At 63.1% G+C, this 20,537-nt stretch carries 16 protein-coding genes and 1 pseudogene; 6 read left to right on the top strand and 11 right to left on the bottom strand.

Annotated elements, in window-relative coordinates:
• Nucleotides 1–72: 72 nt before the first annotated feature.
• The 3 genes from CAK78_RS15565 to CAK78_RS15555 form a co-directional block, all read right to left on the bottom strand.
• Complete coding sequence (locus CAK78_RS15565) at nt 73–1,194, bottom strand: alkene reductase (protein WP_094697867.1); 1,122 nt, start codon at nt 1,192–1,194, stop codon at nt 73–75.
• 187 nt (nt 1,195–1,381) lie between these two features.
• On the bottom strand, nt 1,382–2,917 hold the full coding sequence (locus CAK78_RS15560) for a TerC family protein (RefSeq protein ID WP_094697866.1): 1,536 nt from the start codon (nt 2,915–2,917) through the stop codon (nt 1,382–1,384).
• A 296-nt stretch (nt 2,918–3,213) separates the two neighbouring features.
• Complete coding sequence (locus CAK78_RS15555) at nt 3,214–4,140, bottom strand: cation diffusion facilitator family transporter (protein ID WP_094697865.1); 927 nt, start codon at nt 4,138–4,140, stop codon at nt 3,214–3,216.
• 168 nt (nt 4,141–4,308) lie between these two features.
• Between CAK78_RS15555 and ydiJ the strand changes: the two genes are divergently transcribed.
• The 4 genes from ydiJ (at nt 4,309) to CAK78_RS15535 (ending at nt 10,530) form a co-directional block, all read left to right on the top strand.
• Nucleotides 4,309–7,365: a D-2-hydroxyglutarate dehydrogenase YdiJ gene (gene ydiJ / locus CAK78_RS15550; RefSeq protein ID WP_094697864.1), complete on the top strand. Its 3,057-nt coding sequence runs from the start codon at nt 4,309–4,311 to the stop codon at nt 7,363–7,365.
• Nucleotides 7,365–7,853 (top strand): hypothetical protein, encoded by a 489-nt coding sequence (locus CAK78_RS15545; RefSeq protein ID WP_094697863.1) that lies wholly within the window; start codon nt 7,365–7,367, stop codon nt 7,851–7,853. The genes ydiJ and CAK78_RS15545 overlap by 1 nt, the downstream gene beginning before the upstream one ends.
• 139 nt (nt 7,854–7,992) lie before the next feature.
• Nucleotides 7,993–8,454, top strand: a complete 462-nt coding sequence (locus tag CAK78_RS15540) for a hotdog fold thioesterase (protein WP_065017975.1) — start codon at nt 7,993–7,995, stop codon at nt 8,452–8,454.
• 180 nt (nt 8,455–8,634) lie between these two features.
• Nucleotides 8,635–10,530, top strand: coding sequence for a DEAD/DEAH box helicase (locus CAK78_RS15535; protein WP_176452817.1), 1,896 nt, complete (start codon nt 8,635–8,637; stop codon nt 10,528–10,530).
• Between the two features lie 368 nt (nt 10,531–10,898).
• Here the strand turns inward: CAK78_RS15535 and CAK78_RS15530 are convergent, their stop codons facing one another.
• Both CAK78_RS15530 and rnt read right to left on the bottom strand, forming a co-directional pair.
• Nucleotides 10,899–12,221 (bottom strand): Na+/H+ antiporter family protein, encoded by a 1,323-nt coding sequence (locus CAK78_RS15530; RefSeq protein ID WP_017784871.1) that lies wholly within the window; start codon nt 12,219–12,221, stop codon nt 10,899–10,901.
• A gap of 270 nt (nt 12,222–12,491) precedes the next feature.
• The gene (gene rnt, locus CAK78_RS15525; RefSeq protein ID WP_010633628.1) at nt 12,492–13,151 is read right to left on the bottom strand and encodes a ribonuclease T; all 660 of its coding nucleotides are present in this window, start codon (nt 13,149–13,151) and stop codon (nt 12,492–12,494) included.
• Nucleotides 13,152–13,299: 148 nt separating this feature from the next.
• On the opposite strand from rnt, the gene CAK78_RS15520 reads away from it, so the two are divergent.
• Entirely contained in the window at nt 13,300–15,273 is a 1,974-nt protein-coding gene (locus CAK78_RS15520) for a methyl-accepting chemotaxis protein (protein WP_094697861.1), read from the top strand.
• A 68-nt stretch (nt 15,274–15,341) separates the two neighbouring features.
• Nucleotides 15,342–16,217, top strand: a complete 876-nt coding sequence (locus tag CAK78_RS15515; RefSeq protein WP_005302285.1) for a flagellar protein MotY — start codon at nt 15,342–15,344, stop codon at nt 16,215–16,217.
• A gap of 68 nt (nt 16,218–16,285) precedes the next feature.
• Here CAK78_RS15515 and gloA read toward each other — a convergent pair whose 3' ends face one another.
• From gloA to CAK78_RS23160, 6 genes and pseudogenes are all read right to left on the bottom strand, one after another.
• Nucleotides 16,286–16,699, bottom strand: a complete 414-nt coding sequence (gene gloA / locus CAK78_RS15510; RefSeq protein ID WP_005302282.1) for a lactoylglutathione lyase — start codon at nt 16,697–16,699, stop codon at nt 16,286–16,288.
• A 96-nt stretch (nt 16,700–16,795) separates the two neighbouring features.
• Complete coding sequence (gene nth / locus CAK78_RS15505; RefSeq protein WP_094697860.1) at nt 16,796–17,437, bottom strand: endonuclease III; 642 nt, start codon at nt 17,435–17,437, stop codon at nt 16,796–16,798.
• A 14-nt stretch (nt 17,438–17,451) separates the two neighbouring features.
• Nucleotides 17,452–18,210, bottom strand: coding sequence for an electron transport complex subunit E (locus CAK78_RS15500; RefSeq protein WP_017764207.1), 759 nt, complete (start codon nt 18,208–18,210; stop codon nt 17,452–17,454).
• Nucleotides 18,211–18,226: 16 nt separating this feature from the next.
• Nucleotides 18,227–18,859, bottom strand: coding sequence for an electron transport complex subunit RsxG (gene rsxG / locus CAK78_RS15495; RefSeq protein WP_094697859.1), 633 nt, complete (start codon nt 18,857–18,859; stop codon nt 18,227–18,229).
• 112 nt (nt 18,860–18,971) lie between these two features.
• A complete protein-coding gene (gene rsxD / locus CAK78_RS15490; RefSeq protein WP_094697858.1) occupies nt 18,972–20,024 on the bottom strand; it encodes an electron transport complex subunit RsxD in 1,053 nt (350 codons plus the stop codon).
• 3 nt (nt 20,025–20,027) lie between these two features.
• Nucleotides 20,028–20,537, bottom strand: a pseudogene (locus tag CAK78_RS23160) (electron transport complex subunit RsxC); the annotation flags it as partial.

The following is a 20,537-nucleotide window of genomic DNA, read 5'->3' as shown; positions in this document are numbered from 1 at the left end:
GCGTGAAAAGCCAAAACGGCGCGCCCACCAGTGATGGTGGGCGCGTTTTTTTTATGCCTGGGCGGGTTTGATTCAGGCCGTGTGGGGCTGGGCGGCTGCCTGATAGGTCGGGTAGTCGGTCAGGCCCTTCTCGCCGCCGCCAAACAGGGTGGCCGGATCGTGAGGGGCCAGCGGATAGCCGTGGCGCAGCCGCTCGGGCAGGTCGGGGTTGGCCACGAAGGGGCGACCGAAGCCTATCATGTCGGCCCAGCCCGCCTCGAGCGCCGCCCGGGCGCGCTCGCCGTCGTATTTGCCTGCGTAGATGAGGGTGTTGGGGAAGGCATCGCGCAGCCCCTGCTTGAAGCTCTCAGCCATCAGCGGGGCGTCGTCCCAGTCCGCCTCGGCAACGTGCAGGTAGACCACGTCGAGCCGGCCCAGCAGGCGGGCGGCGGCCAGGTAGGTCTCCTGCGGGTTGGCATCCACGGTACCGTTCAAGGTGGTGAGCGGCGCAAGGCGCACCCCGACCCGGTCGGCCCCGATCTCGCTGCAGACCGCCTCGGTCACCTCTTTGAGGAAGCGCAGCCGATTTTCGAGCGAACCGCCGTAGCCGTCGGTACGGGTATTGGACTCGGAGTCGAGGAACTGGTTGATGAGGTAGCCGTTGGCGGCGTGCAGCTCGATGCCGTCAAAGCCGGCCAGCATGGCGTTGCGGGCCGCCTGGCGAAACTGGCCCACCACTTGGTCGATGTCGGCCTGGGTCATGGCGCGTGGGGTGACGGTCTCGACGAACCCGGGGGCATCGCTGCCGTTGTCGACGAACACCTTGACCCCTTTCGCCTGAATGGCGGAGGAGGAGATGGGCTGGGCACCGCCGAGGTTGTCAGGGTGAGTGACCCGGCCCACGTGCCAAAGTTGGGCGAACATGGTGCCGCCCTTGGCGTGGACGGCGTCGGTCACTTGCTTCCAGCCGGCCACTTGTTCGGCGCTGTGGATCCCCGGCGTCCAGGCGTAACCCTTGCCCATGGGGTCAATCTGGGTGCCTTCACTGATGATGAGGCCGGCCCCGGCGCGCTGGGCGTAATAGGTGGCCATCATGGCATTGGCCACGTCGCCGGGCTGGCTGGCGCGGGAGCGGGTCATGGGGGGCATGACGATGCGATTGTTGAGGTGCAGCTGGCCGAGACGCAGGGGGCAGAACAGGTGATCGTGGTGCATGGTGCATTCCTCATGGTGATGATGGGCTCACTCTAGTGCCGGCATCCCTTGCGAAAAAGAGGGGTAATTGCAGATGAGAATTGCGCTGATGACAGCAATGGCGAAATGAGAGAGGAGGAAGGGGGGAGGATAAATAGAAAAGGGGACCGACAAGGTCCCCTTTTGCAGCAGGCTTCACGAGATGGCGTCAGGCCGCCAGCGGCATGACGCGCACCCGCTCGATGCGCCGCTCGCTCACCTCGACCACCTCGAAGCAGAGCTGCTGCAGTTGCAGCTGCTGGCCCGGGGCGGGCAGGGTGCCGAAGTGGGAGAGCAGCATGCCGGCGAGGGTCACGTACTCGTCGCTCTCGCTCACCAGCCCTTCGTGCTCCAGCACCTGCTCCACGTGGTGGATGTTGGTGCTGCCGTTGATGAGCCAGCCAGCCCCGTCGCGGACCATGTCCGGGGTCTCGTCTTCATCGGGCAGCTCGCCGACGATGGCCTCCAGCAGGTCGTGGGTGGTCACCAGCCCCTGGATGATGCCGAACTCGTCGGCCACCAGGATGAGGCTGCCCTTGGCCTGGCGCAGCTCCGCCAGCAGCTTAATTACGTTGATGGTCTGCGGCACGATAATGGGGTCGTTCTGCTTGGCCAGCTCGCTCAGGGACTGTCCCTCGTTGAGGGCAAACAGCAGGTCGCGCGCCTTGACCACCCCGATCACCTCGTCCAGATCGCCGTCACAGACCGGGAACAGGCTGTGGGGCTCCTGCTTCAGCAGGGCGCGGATCTCGTCGTCGGTGTCGTTGACGTCGATCCAGGCCATCTCGGAGCGCGGGGTCATGATGGTACGGATGGAGCGATCGGCCAGCGACAGCACCCCGGTTACCATGTAGCGCTCCTCCTCGCCAAAGCTCACCGGCTCGGGGGCGGGGGCATCCAGATCGTCGTCCGGTTTGTCCTGATACGCCTTGCTGCCCATCAGCTTGAAGATGGCGGCTGTGGTGCGCTCGCGCAGGGGCAGCTTGGCCTCGTGGCGCTCGGCACTGCGCTGGGAGAGCTGGTTGAAGAACTCGATCAGCACCGAGAAGCCGATGGCCGCATAGAGGTAACCCTTCGGAATATGGAAGCCGAACCCTTCCGCCACCAGGCTGAAGCCGATCATCAACAGGAAGCTCAGACAGAGCACCACCACTGTGGGGTGGGCGTTGACGAAGCGGGTCAGCGGCTTGGAGGCGAGTACCATCACCACCATGGCGATGGTCACGGCCGCCATCATGACGCCGAGGTGTTCCACCATGCCGACGGCGGTGATAATGGAGTCCAGCGAGAAGATGGCATCCAGCACCAGGATCTGGGTGATCACCACGCCAAAGCTGGCGTAGACGCCGACCGGCCCCTCTTCGGGCGGCTTGGCCTCCAGCCGCTCATGCAGCTCGGAGGTGGCCTTGAACAGCAGGAACAGGCCGCCCCCCATCAGGATCAGGTCCCGCCCGGAGAAGGGGTGATCCCAGATGTGCAGGATGGGGGTGGTCAGGGTGACCAGCCAGGACATGACGCTCAAGAGCCCCAGGCGCATCAGCAGGGCCAGCGACAGGCCGATGATGCGGGCCTTGTCCCGCTGGGCGGGGGGCAGTTTTTTCACCAGGATGGCGATAAAGACCAGGTTGTCGATCCCGAGCACGATCTCGAGAATGATCAGGGTAAAAAGACCGATCCAGATATGGGGATCCAGCAGCAATTCCATTATGTGACCTCAATAAAAACAGACAGAGCAAACGTGATCACGGCGCACGACGGCCGTAGTGACAGCAAGGCTATGACGTTGTTCAGAGGCGCTGATTAAGCAGATAAAGATAGGTTTTGACGGGAAGAAACGAAGGGCAACTTCGGGGATTGTCCATGATGGGCAATAAAACCTCGGGTTAAAAGTGAGCCCTGATGATAGCGGTTGGCGCCGTTTTGGCAAGAGGGAAGCCATGAAGATGTGATGACAGGGGGAGGCGGCGGCTGGCCTCCCCCAAACGGCAGTTCAAGCGGCGGTTACAGCCAGCGCTTTTCGCGGGTGAAGCAGACCGACAGCCAGGCGTCCCCCAGGGTATCGCCGAGGCGGGACCAGAGCTCCTGGCGAAGGGCATCCTGACGCTCGACGGGCCACTCCTGATCCGGCGCCACCAGAATGTTGAGTTCGAGATCGAAACGGCGGCCGCTTTTCGCCAGATGGCTATAGCACTCGACGCCATAGCGCTGACGCAGGGCGTCCACCTCCCGGGCGACGCGCTGCGAGACATCCCCCCTCGGGGCAATTTTCAATACTTCCCGCAGGTTGCGACCGAGCACCTTGATGGGGATGAGGGTGGCACACAGGGCCAGCAGAGAGACCAGTACCGGGTCTATGTAGCGGTTGTAGTGGCCGTAGCCGATGGCATCGAGGCCGATGGCCACCACGAAGCCGATGAGCAGGGTGGCGCTGAGCAGGGTATCCACCAGCCACTCCTTGGAGTCCACCCGCACCAGCTCGGAATTGACCCGCTCGGCCACGTCGGCCTCGATGAGGTAGATGATGGCGCAGAAGAAGGTGGAGACGGCGGCATAGATGAGCGCGTGGCCGAGATCGATCTCCCGTCCTCCCTCAAACAGGGTAGTGATGCCGCTGTAGAGGGCCCCGAGACAGAGCAGCAGGATGATGCCGCCGTTGATGACGTTGGTGATGGGCTCGAAGTGGGCATAGCCGTACTGGAAACGCTCATCGGAGGGGCGGGTAACGAGATAGGCAGTGACGAGTCCCAGGCCCGTCATCCCCATGCTGAACAGGGTGAAGATGCCATCGAGCATGATGGCGTTGGAGCCGACGAAGAGGCCGTAACCGATGCCGAACAGCGCAAACGAGATGCAGCCGAACAGCGACAGGGTCAGGGCCTGTTTCTCTGTGGTGACCAGCGTACTGATAACATGGCTGTGGTGAGCCATAACAATCCTCCTTTCAAATGGTGAATATTTTGCCCGCGCAAGGGATTTTTGAGCTGATATACTGCCCGCTCACATGTGAGCGGACTGGTCCGGAGTGCCCAGAGAGGCAGTGGGCCAGTCGTTGTCGCCGGAGTTCCGGCATCAAGCAAATAAAGGGAACAAGGATTCATGATCCCGAGACTCGATTACCAGGACAGTTTGTCATCCACAACCCTGCAGTTCCTTGACTCATTGGGGCGCAGCGCATTCCGTGGCGATATCGAAAAGTCTTATGCAAGCCGGTTGGCGATGGCGACGGACAACAGTGTCTATCAGGTCGTACCTCAAGCGGTTCTCTATCCGCGCAGTGCGGATGACATAGCGGCGATGCTCAAGCTGGCCGGTGTGCCACAGTTTGCCACCCTGAGTTTCTTCCCTCGCGGCGGCGGCACCGGCACCAATGGCCAGTCATTGGGCGGCGGCATTATCGTCGATCTCTCGCGCCATATGAACCAGATCATGGAAATTAATCTGGAAGAGGGGTGGGTTCGGGCCCAGGCCGGGGTGGTGAAGGATCAGCTCAACGCCTATCTGAAACCCCACGGCTACTTCTTCTCGCCGGATCTCTCCACCTCCAACCGCGCCACCCTGGGCGGCATGGTCAACACTGATGCCTCGGGGCAGGGATCGCTCGTCTACGGCAAGACCTCGGATCACGTGCTGGGTCTCAAGGCCGTGCTGGAGAATGGTGACATCATGGCCACCGAGCCGGTCAATGGCTCGCGTCTTGAAGCCAAGTTGGCCCTTGAGAATCGCGAAGGGGATATCTATCGCACCCTCTATCGCATCGGCCGCGAACGGCGCGCCGACATCGAGACCACCTTCCCCAAGCTCAACCGCTTTTTGACCGGTTACGATCTCAAGCACCTCTATCAGCCGGATACCGACACCCTGGACGTGAGCCGGGTGCTGTGCGGCTCGGAAGGCTCTCTTGGCTTCATCACCGAGGCCAAACTCAACATCACCCCCATTCCGCGCTACCGAACGCTCGTCAACGTCAAGTACGACAGTTTCCCCTCTGCGCTCAGAAATGCTCCCTTTATGGTGCAGGCGCATGCCCTGTCGGTGGAGACGGTGGACTCCCGGGTACTGGGGCTGGCCCGGGCCGACATCATCTGGCACTCGGTGAAAGATCTCATCAAGGACGTACCCGGCAAGGATCTGCAGGGGCTCAACATCGTCGAGTTTGCCGACACCGACGAGGATGCGCACAAGGCCAAGGTGGCCGAGCTGTGCCGGCGCATCGACGGCCTGCTGGCGAGGGGAGAGGCCGGGGTCATCGGCTATCAGGTGTGTGACCACCTGCCGAGCATCGAGACCATCTACGGCATGCGCAAGAAGTCGGTGGGGCTGCTCGGCAACGCCGAGGGGCGCAAGAAGCCGGTGGCCTTCACCGAAGACACCGCCGTGCCGCCGGAATCCCTGGCGGACTTCATTATGGAGTTTCGTGCCCTGCTGGATGCTCACGGCCTTGACTACGGCATGTTCGGCCACGTCGATGCTGGTGTGCTGCACGTGCGCCCGGCGCTGGACTTGTGCGATCCCGAGCAGGAGGTGCTGCTGAGGCGCATCTCCGATCAGGTGATGGCGCTGACCGCCAAATACGGCGGCCTGATGTGGGGGGAGCACGGCAAGGGCTTTCGCTCCGAATACAGCCCCGCCTTCTTCGGCGAGCTGTGGGAGGAGTTGCAACGGGTCAAGGGGGCGTTCGACCCGGCCAATCGCATCAACCCGGGCAAGATCTGCATGCCTTACGGCAGCGGCGCCGAACTGGTGTCGGTGGACGGGCCCAAGCGCGGCAAGTTCGACCGCCAGATCCCGCTGGCGGTGCGCACCAGCTATACCCGGGCCCTCGATTGCAACGGCAATGGTCTCTGTTTCACCTTCGAGACCGATTCCCCCATGTGCCCCTCGGTCAAGATCAGCCGCGATCGCCGCCACTCCCCCAAGGGGCGGGCCGGCCTGATGCGCGAGTGGCTGCGCCAGCTGGCAGAGCAGGGCTTCGACCCTCTTGCCGAAGAGGTGGCGCTGCAAAGCGGCGGTCTGCGCTTCAAGCAGATTGTCGACAAGTTTCGCAATACGGTGGCCCGCGCTCGCGGCCAGTATGACTTCTCCCACGAGGTGATGGAGGCGATGGAGGGGTGCCTCGCGTGCAAGGCGTGCACCAGCCAGTGCCCCATCAAGGTGGATGTGCCCACCTTCCGTGCCCGCTTCATGCAGCTCTATCACAGCCGCTATCTGCGCGGCCCCAAGGATTACTTCGTTGGTACGGTGGAGAGCTATGCCCCTCTGCTGGCCAAGGCCCCCAAGCTGGTCAACTTCTTCCTCGAAAAAGAGTGGGCCCAGAAGGCGACCGAGAAGAGCATCGGCATGGTGGACGTGCCGCTATTGAGCGTGCCGACCCTGGCCGAGGAGCTGCGCGACCACCGCGCCCGCTATTTCGACCTGCCGGGGCTGGAGGCCATGAGCCCAGAGCAGCGTCAAAAAGTGGTGCTCATCGTGCAGGATCCCTTCACCAGCTACTACGACGCCCCCGTGGTGCGTGATCTGGTGAAACTGGCCTGCAAGCTCGGCCTGCAGCCCTATCTGCTGCCGTTCAAGCCCAACGGCAAGCCCCAGCACGTGAAGGGTTTCCTGCGCGCCTTTGCCCGTACCGCGGCCAGCAGCGCCCAGTTCCTCAACAAGGTGGCGGCCCTCGGCATCCCCATGGTGGGGGTCGATCCCTCCCTGGTGCTCTGCTATCGGGATGAATACGTGAAGGCACTCGGCCCCGCTCGTGGCGACTTCCAGGTGATGTTGCCCCAGGAGTGGCTGCTCTCCCTGCCGGCCGAGGCGCTGCCGGTGCGGGAAGAGGCGGGCAGCGAACCCTGGTATCTGTTCGCTCACTGCACCGAGAAGACCGCCAAGCCCACCACCCACGGCGACTGGAGCACTCTGTTCCGCCGCTTCGGTGCCACGCTGCAGCCGGTCTCGGTGGGCTGCTGCGGCATGGCCGGTACCTATGGCCACGACGCCAAACAGGTGGAGAACTCCAAGGGCATCTATGGCCTGAGCTGGGCCGAGCCGCTGGCGCGCCTGCCCAAGGAGCGCTGCCTGGCCACCGGTTATTCGTGCCGCAGCCAGGTCAAGCGGATGGAGGGGGAGAAACTCAAGCACCCGTTGCAGGCCCTGCTGGAACTGCTCTGATGCTGACGCTGCCCAAGCGGTTTAGGGTGCCGCAAGCCTATCGGCACCCGCACTTCCTGCTGCTGCCGGTCAGCCCGACCCAGGCGGTGGTGGAGTTCGTCGCCATGCTGCGCGAACGGGACCAGCTTCATCAGCTGTTTCGCCCGGACGATGTGTGGCCTTCCGCCAGTTTCAGCCTGAGCCAGCACGAGGCCGATCTGGAGTGGCAACGTTCCGAGTTCCTGGCCAAGCGCTCTTTTGCCTATGGCCTCTGGAGCCCGGCGCGGGAGCCCGAGTTCTGGGGTGGGGTTTACCTCTATCCCTCGGTGCTGCCGGAGGTGGCGGTGGAGCTCTTTTTCTGGAAGGTGGCCGAGGCGCCGCTCACCGATGCCGAACTCGAGGCCGAACTGCGCGCCTGGCTTGGCAAGGTGTGGCAGTGGCCCGCGCCGAGCCTGCCCGGGCGGGACGTCCCCTGGGCCGAATGGCCTGGGGTGACCTACCCCTGGTGACAGGGCCTGGCCAGCCGGCCAGCCCTGAAGATGCCCCCTCAAGCGGGGCATCTTTTTTTTTATGCCTTTTTCGCCGACACTGCTGGTTTGCCGCTACGCGCAGCGATAACCCATTGATCACAGAAGGAGTCAGCTCGTCATGAGTCAAGACAACGCCCCCATCTGGCGCAAGCCCATGAGCCTTGAGGGGCTCAACGCCAGCTCTCGCAATACCCTGATGGCCCACCTCGACATCGTCTATACCGCCTTTGGCCCTGACTGGTTGGAGGCCACCATGCCGGTGGATCACCGCACCCATCAGCCGCTCGGCATGCTGCACGGCGGCGCCTCCGTGGTGCTGGCGGAGACGCTGGGATCACTTGCGGCCAACATGGCGGTCGGGGCGGACAGTTATTGCGTGGGGCTGGAGGTCAATGCCAACCACCTGCGGGCCAAGCGGGAAGGGGTGGTGACAGGGCGCTGCGCGCCGCTGCATCTGGGGGCGACCACTCAGGTGTGGCAGATAGAAATTCGCGATGAACGTGGTCGTTTATTGTGCACCAGCCGGCTCACCATGGCGGTGCTCAAGCACAAGCGGGACAAGGACTCTGGCGAAGCGTGATCCGCAATCACGCACCATGAGTGAAAAATAAGCAAGCCATAGTCGTCAGATCCCTCTATAATTGCCAACGTCTTGAGAGGCCTATCACATTTTTCAAGACAGCAGAACAAAGTGGCGCTATAATCGCCGCCTTTTTGCTATTCCGCGGTGTTAGCCGCCTGCCTTAATCTGGAAGAATCTATGTCTGATACCGAACAACTGCCCCTTTTTAGTGAGCTTGGACTGGCCGCGCCTGTACTGAAAGCGCTGCAGGACGTGGGCTATGAGCGCCCGTCCCCCATCCAGGCCGCAGCAATTCCCCACCTGATGGCGGGCCACGATCTGCTGGGGCAGGCGCAAACCGGTACAGGGAAGACCGCTGCTTTTGCCTTGCCTCTGTTGTCTCGTCTGGAAGCTGGTAACCGCAACACCCAGATCCTGGTGCTGGCGCCTACCCGCGAACTGGCCCTGCAGGTGGCTGAAGCGTGCCAACGCTATGCCCACCACATGCCTGATTTCCACGTGCTGCCCATCTACGGCGGCGCCTCCTACGAAACCCAGACCCGCGCCCTGCGTCGCGGTGCTCAGGTTGTTGTGGGTACTCCGGGCCGTGTGATGGACCTGATCCGTCGCAAGAACCTGGACCTCTCCGGTCTGAAAGCCCTGGTGCTGGACGAAGCGGACGAAATGCTGCGCATGGGCTTCATCGACGACGTGGACTGGATCATGGATCAGTGCCCGGCCGGTCGTCAGGTTGCCCTGTTCTCTGCCACCATGCCGGAGCAGATCCGTCGCGTGGCCCAGAAGCACCTGAAGCAGCCCAAAGAGATCAAGATCGCCTCCAAGACTGCTACCGCCACCACCATTCGCCAGCGTTACTGGCAGGTGACCGGTCTGCACAAGCTGGACGCCATGACTCGTCTGCTGGAAGTGGAACCCTACGAAGCGCTGCTGGTGTTCGTGCGTACCAAGAACGCCGCCGAAGAGCTGGCCGGCAAGCTGGCTGCTCGTGGTCACGCCTGTGAAGCGCTGCACGGCGACATCCCGCAGAAGCTGCGTGAGCGTACCGTTGACAAGCTGCGTCAGGGCCAGCTGGACATCCTGATCGCCACCGACGTGGTTGCTCGTGGTCTGGACGTTGAGCGCATCACCCACGTAGTGAACTACGACATTCCGTACGACACCGAATCCTACGTTCACCGTATCGGCCGTACCGGTCGTGCCGGTCGCAAGGGCGAAGCCATCCTGTTCGTGGCACCGCGCGAGCGCCGTATGCTGCGCGCCATCGAGCACGCTACCCGTCAGGCCATCGAGCCGATGAAGATGCCGAGCACCGAGGACATCAACCAGCACCGTCTGGCCAAGTTCAAGGAGCGCATCCGCGAAACCATGATGGGCGAAGAGCTCGAGATCTACGTGAACCTGGTGAACGAGCTGATCGAAGAGGATTCTGCCGATCCGCTGGAGCTGGCTGCCGCCCTGGCCAAGCTGGTACAGGGTGATCAGCCGCTGCTGCTGGATGACTCCATCCCGGATCCGCTGTTCAGCAACAACAACGATCGCGGTGGTTTCGAGCGTCGTGACTTCAACGACCGCGGCGGTCGTGACTTCGGTGACCGTGGCGATCGCCCGGCCCGTCGCATGCCGTCCCTGGAGCCGCGTCCGCTCAAAGACAACCCGGACGTGGAGATGGAGCGCTACCGCGTAGACGTGGGTGCCCATCACGGCGTCAAGCCGGGTCAGATCGTGGGCGCCATCGCCAACGAAGCGAACATCGAGAGCCGTTTCATCGGTAACATCGACATCGCTGACGACTTCTCCACTGTCGATCTGCCCAAGGGCATCAGCCCGGACGTGCTGGAAGTGATCAAGAAGGCCCGTGTCTGCCAGCGTCCGCTGCAGATCAGCCGCTACACCGAAGTGCCGGCCGGTGGCAACACCAGCAGCCGTCCGCCGCGCGGTGATCGTCCGTTCCGTGGCGACCGTCCTTTCAACAAGGATCGCCGTCCGCAGGGTGACCGTCCCTTCAACAAGGATCGCCGTGAAGGCGGTTTCGACAAGGGTCGTAAGTTCGGTGGCAAGCGCCGCGACAGCTAAGCCCTGATGGTTATCTAAAAAGGCCGCTCATCGAGCGGCCTTTTTGTTGCCTGTGGTTTACCCAGGCTGTGCTGGTGGGGCTCACCCATTGAGCGCCGTTGATATCGCCGACAGGCGGCCCGGCATCTGCTGCCAGGCGCAGGATGGTAACTAAGGTTGCCAGCCCAAGAGCCGCCTTGAGCCGTTGCGAGCAGAACCTGCGCGAAGGGGAGAGCGAAGCAGAACAAGAGAGGGGCGACAGAGCAGCTAGGAAGGAAAAGTACCTCACCTGTCCGCTCGTTTATTCTGGCGTACACATGGCATGATGAAGACAACAAAAAGGCGACCCGTAGGTCGCCTTTTTGTTGTCTTGTCTCTTGCTGCCCGGCTTAGAGCACCATGGCGGCAATCCAGCCGAAGAGGATGAGCGGGATGTTGTAGTGGATGAAGGTCGGCACCACGCTGTCCCAGATATGGTCGTGCTGGCCGTCGGCGTTGAGGCCCGAGGTGGGGCCCAGGGTCGAATCCGAGGCGGGCGAACCCGCGTCCCCCAGCGCGCCGGCTGCCCCCACCAGGGCGATGGTGGCCATGGGCGAGAAGCCGAGCTGGATGCACAGCGGCACATAGATGGTGGCGATGATGGGCACAGTGGAGAAGGAGGAGCCGATCCCCATGGTGATGAGCAGGCCCACCAGCAGCATCAGGAGGGCGGCCAGCCCCTTGTGGCCGGTCATCATGCCGGCTACGGACTGCACCAGGCTGTCGACCCCGTGGGTCTCCTTCATCACGGCGGCGAAGCCGGCGGCAGAGATCATGATGAAGCCGATGAGGGACATCATGCGCACGCCCTGGGTGAAGGCATCCTGACTCTCGCGAAACTTGATGACGCCGCCACAGGTGAAGATGACGAAACCCGCCAGGGCCCCCAGCACTATGCTGTTGGTCATCAGTTGCAGCCCCAGCGCCACGGCGATGGCCAGCAGGGCCACCCAGATGTGATTGAGGTTGAGCTCGACCGTCTCCGGCTCGGCGGCCAGGATCTTCTCCAGATCGTACTGGCGCGGCTTACGGTAGCTGAAGAAGACGGCGATGAGCAGGCCACAGAACATACCCAGCACCGGGATGGCCATCGCCATCGGCAGCTGGCCGAGCTCGACCGGCACGCCGTTGTCGATCAGGTTCTTGGCCAGGATGTTATTGAGGAAGATGCCGCCAAAGCCTACCGGCAGCAGCATGTAGGTCGCGGTCAGGCCGAAGGTGATGACGCAGGCCACCTGACGACGGTCGATCTGCATCTGGGCCATGACGTGCAGCAGCGGCGGGATCAGGATGGGAATGAAGGCGATATGGACCGGGATCAGGTTCTGGGAAGAGACGGAGACCGCGAGCACGGAGGCGAGCAGCAGGCTCTTGACCCAGAGAATGCGGGTGCTGCTGGCATCCTTGCCGAGCTGGCTGATCACCTTGCGGGCCAGCAGATCGGTGATGCCGGAGCGGGAGATGGCGACGGCGAAGGCACCCAGCATGGCGTAGGAGAGGGCGATCTCGGCACCGCCACCCAGGCCACCGGTAAAGGTGGAGAGCGTCTGCTCAAGGGTGAGCCCCCCGATCAGGCCGCCCGCGATGGCGCCGATGGCGAGGGAGACCACCACATTGATCCGCAGCAGGCTGAGCACCAGCATCAGCGCCACTGCGATAACAACAGGATTCATTTGATTTCCTTATAGTTTGTGTTGCTGTCTGTCGTGTGAAAGGCAGTTAGTTTGCGAAAAATGTGACAAATGTCGAGTAAAAAATCAGGCTGATGGCCTATCAGCAGCATTCACGGCGCCCTGCTGCCGACAACGGGGTCGGAGGCGTGAAAAAAGGCGCTGGATGGCACTTTATTATCTATTCTGGTCAAACCAGATCAGGAATAAACGAGCAGAGGCAAACCGTGCAAAGAAAAGCGGCTGCCGTGGCAGCCTGCTTGAGATCGGGGTTTATTCGCCCCCATCGTCACTCTCGTTGTCCGGGTGAGCGGGTGGCCAGCCACCCAGGCTCTTCCAGCGGTTGACGATGTGGCAGAACAGCTCTGTGGTGCGTTCGGTGTCATAGAGGGCGGAGTGTGCCTCTTTGTTGTCGAACGGGATGCGGGCACTCTGGCACGCCTTGGCCAGCACAGTCTGACCCAGGGCCAGGCCGGAGAGTGCCGCAGTATCGAACGTGGCAAACGGATGGAACGGATTGCGCTTGAGGCCGGCCCGCTCGGCGGCGGCCATCACGAAGCCGTGATCGAAGGTAGCGTTGTGGGCCACTATGATGGCGCGGCCGCAATCCTGCTCCTTCATCCCCTTGCGAATGCCCTTGAAGATCTCGGTCAGCGCCTCTTTCTCGCTGACGGCGCCACGCAGGGGATTGAAGGGGTCGATGCCGGTGAAGTCGAGCGCCGCCTTTTCCAGGTTGGCGCCCTCGAACGGTTCGACATGAAAATGGAAGATCTGATCGGGCACGAGCCAGCCCTGCTCGTCCATCTTGAGGGTATGGGCAGCGATCTCCAGCAAAGCGTCGGTTCTGGCATTGAACCCGGCGGTTTCAACATCGATGACGACGGGGTAAAAGCCACGAAAACGGCCCTTGAGGGTGTGAACTGCGTCGGTCATGGTATCTCGGTCGGCGTGAAATGAGGCGGCATTATGGCAAAAAAGCGGGCCCTTGTCCCATCTCCGCCGCCCCGCAGGCGCTAGCCGATTCTATTATCGACACGCGAGCTTATAATTGACCACTTAATCAATGGAATGGAGAGCAAGGATGAAGAAGCTGGGATTGGCGCACAAGATGTTGCTGGTTGTCTGCCTGCCACTGCTGGCCCTGCTGTTTTTCTCCGGCCGGTACGTGTATGAACGCTATCGGGTCGAACAGGAGATGAGCCAGGCCCAGGCCGCGCTGGATGTGGTTCGGGAAGCGGCGCAACTGGCCCACGAGCTGCAAAAAGAGCGCGGCATGTCGGCCGGCTTCCTCGGCTCCGGCGGCAACAAGTTCCGCGATGCCCTGCCGGCCCAGCGCAAGGTGGTGGATGGCCTGCTGCAGCGTTTTGCGCAAGATCCGGCCCTGCTGGCGCTCAGCGAGGTACAGCAGGAGCTGGCCGGGCTGACGGCCATGCGCGAGCGGGTCAGTGCGCTGGGGGTGGAGGTGGCGGAGCAGGTCAGCGTCTACAGCCGGATCATCTCCCGCTTGCTGGCGGTGGTGGATGAGATAAGCATCCACAGCCGGGATGCCACCATAGCGCTGCAGACCAACGCCTATGCCGCTTTCTTGCAGAGCAAGGAGCGGATGGGGCTGGAGCGGGCAACCTTGAGCAACGTGTTCGGCCGAGACAGCTTCACGCCGGCACTGCTGCAGCAGTTCATCTCGCTGCTGGCAGCCCAGAATACCTATCTTGAACGCTTCCAGGCGGTGGCGAGCCCCACCCAGCGCCAGCTGCTGGCCGACAGCCTGGCCTCGCCCGTGGTAGCCAAGGTGGCCGCCATTGAGAAACTGGCGCTCGACAAGGCGGCCACCGGTGGTTTCGGTGTCGATGCCGAAGCCTGGTTTGCCTTGAGTACCGACAAGATAGGCCTGCTCAAACAGAGCGAGGATCGCCTCTATCAGCAGCTGTCCGAGCGGGTTGACCAGATGCGGGCCCAGAGTGCCAGCGACTTCTGGTGGGCTGCCATCGGGGTCTTGCTGTGCGTGGCACTGACCACCTTCGTCTGCTGGCGGGTGGTGCGGGATCTGCACCTGGGCTTCACGGCGCTGCACCAGACCTTCAAGCGGCTGGTAAAGGAGAACGACCTGACGGTGCGGGTCAACTGGCAATCCGGCGACGAGCTGGGGGCGCTGGCGCGGGATCTGAACCACTTCCTCGAACACCTGGAAGGCTTGTTGCTGGCGGTGCGCCGCTCCTGCGAGGTGTTGACCCGCAGCGCCGCCGCCTCGGCCAACGTCATCTCCGAGGTGAACGCCGGGGTGGCCAGGGGCTTTGGTCAGGTGGACCTGGTGGCGACCGCCGCCACCGAGATGGCCTCGACGGTGGCAGAGATTGCGCGCAACGCGACCCAGACCTCGCTGGCGACCCAGCAGGCCATCGGCCGGGCCCGGCAGGGGGACAAGGAGGTGGATCAGACCATAGACGCCATCCAGCTGGTGGCGGGTACCTTGAGCGATACCCAGCAACTGGTGGTCAGCCTGCATCAGGATACCGAGTCGGTGGGGGAGGCCCTCAATCTCATCAAGCAGATCTCGGATCGCACCAACCTGCTGGCCCTCAACGCGGCCATCGAGGCGGCCCGTGCCGGCGAATCCGGCCGCGGCTTTGCGGTGGTGGCGGAAGAGGTGCGGGCGCTGGCATCGCGCACTCAGCAGGCCGCCGACGACATCGAGCGGATGTTGTCGCGCCTGCGTCAGGGGGCCAATCAGGCGGTGACTGCCATGCACCTGGGTACCGAGCAGGCGGGGCTGAGCGTGACCGAAGCCAAGCGGGCGGGCAGCGAGCTGACCGACATCGTCAACGAGGTGCGCAAGGTGAGCGACATGACAGCCCAGGTGGCCACCGCCACCGAAGAGCAGCGCTACGTCACCGACGATATCCAGCACAACGTGATGACCATCCGTGAGGTGTACGAGGCGCATCGCCAGCACTCGGAGACCTTGCAGCAGAACAGCGTTGAGCTGGATCAGCTGGCACGAGAGCTGGCGGGCCGCATCGCCAGCTTCAAGCTGATGGGTGGATCTTCACCCCATTGAGCGCTTTGCCCTAAAGCTTGTCCTGCCCCTGCCGATACCTAACCAGAGATCGTGTGGAGGGCAGGCAGTTGAACGCTTGGGTGTTGGGGTTGGTCAGCATATCAGTGAGTATGCAGTTGCAGGCGGGGGTCACCGAATTTGGTGCCGGCCTGGATCAATCCGTCTGGCGGCTGACCTCTGATACCCAGGTGGAGTGCCGGCTTGAGCATCCCATCCCCAGTTGGGGCACGGGGGCCTTCGTCAGTCGCGCCGGCCGCAAGATCAATCTGGATTTCGAACTCAAGGGGCTGCGCCAGCAGGCCCAGACCCAGACGGTGAGTCTGGGCATCATGCCGCCCATCTGGCGCCCTGGCCTGGCCGGGCGAGAGATTAGCCAGCTGCGTTTCTACCAGCAGTTTGATGGTCTGGTGGAGGGGCAGACCGCCTGGACCATGCTGGACGAGCTGGAGGGGGGACGCATGCCGACCTTCCAGTATCGGGACTGGTATCGCCAGAATCGGCCGGTGCGGGTCTCCCTCTCTTCGGTCAACTTCCGGGTCAAGTACCAGGCCTTCATGGACTGCGTCAACGGCCTGCTACCCTACAGTTTCAACGACATCGCCTTCAGCGTGCTCACCTACGACAAGAACAGCGATCAGCTGTCGCTGGCCTCCAAGCGGCGGCTGGCGATGATCGGCGAGTACGTGAAGGTGGACAAGAGCATCGACGTGGTGGTGATCGACGCCTACAGCGACAGCTACGGTGGCCGCTGGCCGAACCAGAAGCTCTCTGAGAAGCGGGCCGATGCCATCAAGAAGGTGTTCGTCGATCTCGGCATCGATCCCGGCAAGATCTCGGTGGAAGGGCACGGCGAGAAGCAGCACGTCGCCTCCAACGAGACCGAGGGTGGCCGTGCCAAGAACCGGCGGGTGGTGATCAACATGGGCCGCAATGGCGCCATCTGAGTGATATCTCTGCCATAAAAAAAGAGCGCCTCGGCGCTCTTTTTGGTTCTTTCGGGGACAAGCCTGGATCAGAAGCTCTCGCCAAGGCCGCTGCCGGCATCTTTCTTGGCGATCAGTTCAATCTTGTAACCGTCCGGATCCTCGACGAAGGCGATGACGGTAGTACCGCCCTTGACCGGACCCGGTTCGCGGGTGATCTTGGCACCGGCGGCGCGCAGCGCCTCGCAGGTGCCGTAGATGTCGTCCGCTTCCAGCGCGATGTGGCCGTAGGCCGAGCCCAGCTCGTACTCGCTCACGCCCCAGTTGTAGGTGAGCTCGATGACGGCCTCATCCTTCTCGTCGCCGTAGCCGACGAAAGCCAGGGTGTACTTGTACTCGCTGTTCTCGCTCTTGCGCAGCAGTTTCATGCCCAGCACACGGGTGTAGAAGTCGATGGAACGTTGCAGATCGCCGACGCGCAACATGGTATGCAGAATTCTCATTGCTCAATTCTCCGGGTTGGTGATTGGTACTGCCTTGAATCCATGGCCCTCGGCCTGGGTCCGCAGACGCCTGTGAGCCAGGCCTCGCCCTGTGGATCAGCTCTCGGGGTAGACTTTTTCTTTGTACTCACACAAATCTTCGATGATGCAGGAGCCACAACGCGGCTTGCGGGCCAGGCAGGTGTAGCGTCCGTGCAGGATCAGCCAGTGGTGCACATCCAGCTTGAACTCGGCCGGGACCACCTTGAGCAGCTTCTCCTCCACCTGATCGACGTTCTTGCCCACCGCAAAGCCGGTGCGGTTGGAGACCCGGAAGATATGGGTATCGACGGCGATGGTGGGCCAGCCGAAGGCGGTGTTGAGCACCACGTTGGCGGTCTTGCGGCCGACCCCGGGCAGGGCCTCGAGGGCCTCGCGATTCTCCGGCACCTCGCCGTCGTGGCGCTCCAGCAGGATGGCGCAGGTCTTGATGACGTTCTCGGCCTTGGTGTTGAACAGGCCAATGGTCTTGATGTACTCCTTGACCCCGTCCACCCCCAGATCCAGCATGGCCTGAGGGGTGTTGGCCACCGGGTAGAGCTTGTCGGTGGCCTTGTTGACGCTCACGTCGGTGGCCTGGGCCGACAGCAGCACGGCGATCAGCAGCTCGAACGGCGTGGTGAAGTTGAGCTCTGTGGTGGGGTGGGGATTGTCGTCCCGCAGTCGCTCCAGGATCAGTCTGCGTTTCTGGTTGTTCATGGCTCCCTCTTGGCTCAGAGCTGGGTCGCGCGGGCGCCCGCGGCCGGCACGCTGCAATGGGCCTTCTCGGCACTCTGCTTGCGGCCCATCCAGTCGTTGATGGCGTTCTTGCCGGCGATCATCAGGCCGAGACCGATGAAGCCGCCAGGGGGCAGGATCGCCAGCAGCAGGCTGGCGTCGGCGTGGAACAGCTCGATGCGCAGGGACTTGGCCCACTCACCCAGCAGCAGGTCGGCACCGTCAAACAGGGTGCCCATGCCGATGATCTCGCGAAGACCCCCCAGCACCAGCAGCACCAGGGTAAAGCCCAGTCCCATCATGAAGCCATCGATGGCCGCCAGCAGTGGCGGATTCTTGGAGGCATAGGCCTCGGCCCGGCCTATGATGACGCAGTTGGTGACGATGAGGGCGATGAAGATGCCGAGCGCCTGATAGAGGCCGTAGGTGTAGGCGTTCATCAACAGCTGCACGCTGGTCACCAGGGCCGCGATGATCATCACGTAGACCGGGATGCGGATATCCTTGGGCACCCAGTTGCGCACCAGGGAGATGGCCAGGTTGGAGCTGACCAGTACCGCCATGGTGGCAAGGCCGAGCCCCAGCGCATTGGTGAAGGTGGAGGAGACCGCCAGGGTGGGGCAGAGCCCCAGCACCTGCACCAGGGAGGGGTTGTTCTTCCACAGCCCCTGCAGCATCAGCTCCTTGAGCTCTTCACGGCGGCCATTGCTCTCGCTGATCGGGCTCTGCCCGTCAATCACATCGACTTGTTCCATAGCTTGTGCTCCGGCGTTAGGGGGTGGCGTCACAGGCGGGAGCGTCCCGCAGCAGCTCGGGGTGCTCCTGTTGCAGCAACAGCAGGTTCTTCACCGCCTTGACCACGGCCCTGGGGGTGATGGTGGCGCCGGTGAAGGCATCGAACTCGCCGCCATCCTTCTTCACGGCCCAGCTGGATTCGTTGTCGCGGTTGAGGAACTTGCCGACGAAGCTGTTGATCCAGCCAGATTTTTTCAACTCTATCTTGTCGCCAAGACCGGGCGTCTCGTTGTGGGTCAACACCCGCACCGCGCTGACTGTGCCCTTGGCGTCGGTGCCGACGATCAGGCGAATGGCCCCACTGTAGCCGTCGGGGGCCACGGTTTCCAGCGCATAGCCGGTGGTGGTGCCTTGCAGGGTCGCGGTGTAGAGGGGCATCGGCTGGTCGCTGCCCAGATAGCGTTTGCTCTGCACCAGCTTGCAACTGGCCACCAGATCGTTGTCATAGCTCCCCTCCGGCAGCAGGGCGGAGAGGGTGCGCAGCTTCTCCAGCTGCTGTTGATGGGCGATCCGGCCCTGGGTCAATTCGTTGGTCACCACCACCAGGGCGGTACAGGCCAGGGCGAACATGGCCAGGGTGACGCCATTCTTGCGCATGCTCTTTAACATTGCATCGTTCCTGAGAGTGAGGTGTGCGCGACGCTCATACGACGGGCGTCATGGGCGCTGGGACAGCTCAGACTGTCTGTCCAGCAAGCCATGCAGGCGTTGGCTGTCGAGATCATTTGCTGCGGGCTCCATAGACTTTGGGGCGTGTCAGGCTGTCGATCAGCGGCACGCACAGGTTGGCCAGCAGCACGGCAAAGGCGAAGGCATCCGGGTAGCCGCCAAAACGGCGGATGAGGTAGACCAGCACCCCGATGAGCACGCCATAGACCAGGCGGCCGCGCGGTGTGGTGCTGGCACTCACCGGATCGGTGGCGATGAAGAAGGCCCCCAGCATGGTGGCGCCGCTGAACAGGTGGAACATGGGGGTGGCGGTGGCATCCGGCGTCACCAGATAACCCAGGGTGGCGGCCAGCAGCAGGGCGCCGAGGATGGCCCCCGGGATGCGCCAGCTGATCACCTTCTGTTGCAGTAGGAACAGACCGCCCAGCAGGTAGCCGAGGTTGACCCAGCTCCAGCCGATGCCGCCCCAGCCCTCGAACACCTTGTGGGTCATCACCTCGCCGGCGGTGAGGCCCTGGGTCAGCCCGGTTTTCAGGGTATCCAGCGGCGTGGCCATGGTCAGCCCGTCCACCCCCTGCTTGAGCTGGGCCATGCTGTAGCCATCCAGGCTGAAGCCGGTGAAGATCACCGAGGCCGCATCACCAAAGCCGATGTCGTAGGCAGCTATGCTCGACGGCGGCAGCCAGCTGGTCATCTGCACCGGGAAGGAGACCAGCAGCAGCACATAGGCCACCATGGCGGGGTTGAACAGGTTCTGGCCGAGCCCGCCGTAGAGGTGCTTGGCGATGATGATGGCAAACGCCGTGCCCAGCACCAGCATCCACCAGGGCAGCAGCGGCGGCAGGGAGAGACCGATCAGCACGGCGGTGAGCGCCGCGCTGCCATCCAGCAGGGCTGGCTTGACGGGGCGTTGGCGCAGGCGCAGCACCAGGGCTTCGGAGGCCAGCGCCGTGACCAGGGCCAGCAGGATCTGGATCAGGGTGCCCCAGCCAAAGAACCAGGTTTGCGCCAGAAAACCGGGCAGACAGGCCAGCATCACCAGCAACATCAGGGTTTGGGTCTGTTTGCGGTTATGGGCAAACGGCGCACTCGCGATATTGAACATGGATCAGTGGCTCTTGTCGGTCGATGGAGAAGGGGAGGCCTGGGCTGCCGCCTCGGCCGCCAGTTTCCGGGCCTTGGCGCGGGCCACGGCGGCAGCGATGGCCGCCTTCTTGGGATCTGCGTCGGCAGCATCAGGCTGCGGGACGGCGGCAGGGGCCGCCGCAACGGCCTCTTCACCCTCGCTTATGGCGGTGTCACCTTGCGCCTGAGCCGCGGCCTTCTTGGCCTTGGCGCGGGCGATGGCGGCGGCAATGGCCGCCTTCTTGGGATCTGTGTCGGCAGCGTCAGGCTGCGGGACGGCGGCAGGGGTCGCCGCAACGGCCTCTTCACCCTCGCTCACTGCGGTGTCGCCTTGCGCCTGAGCCGCGGCCTTCTTGGCCTTGGCCCGGGCAATGGCTGCAGCGATGGCTGCCTTCTTGGGATCCACGTCGGCAGCGTCAGGTTGCGGGGCGGTAGCAGGGGCCGCCGCAACGGCCTCTTCACCCTCGCTCACGGCGGTGTCGCCTTGCGCCTG

Origin of the sequence: Aeromonas sp. A35_P (assembly GCF_002259925.1) — a bacterium.
Taxonomy (GTDB): Bacteria; Pseudomonadota; Gammaproteobacteria; order Enterobacterales; family Aeromonadaceae; genus Aeromonas; species Aeromonas dhakensis.
Note: the sequence above shows the minus strand (reverse complement) of the source record. Positions and strands in the feature narration are given on the sequence as shown.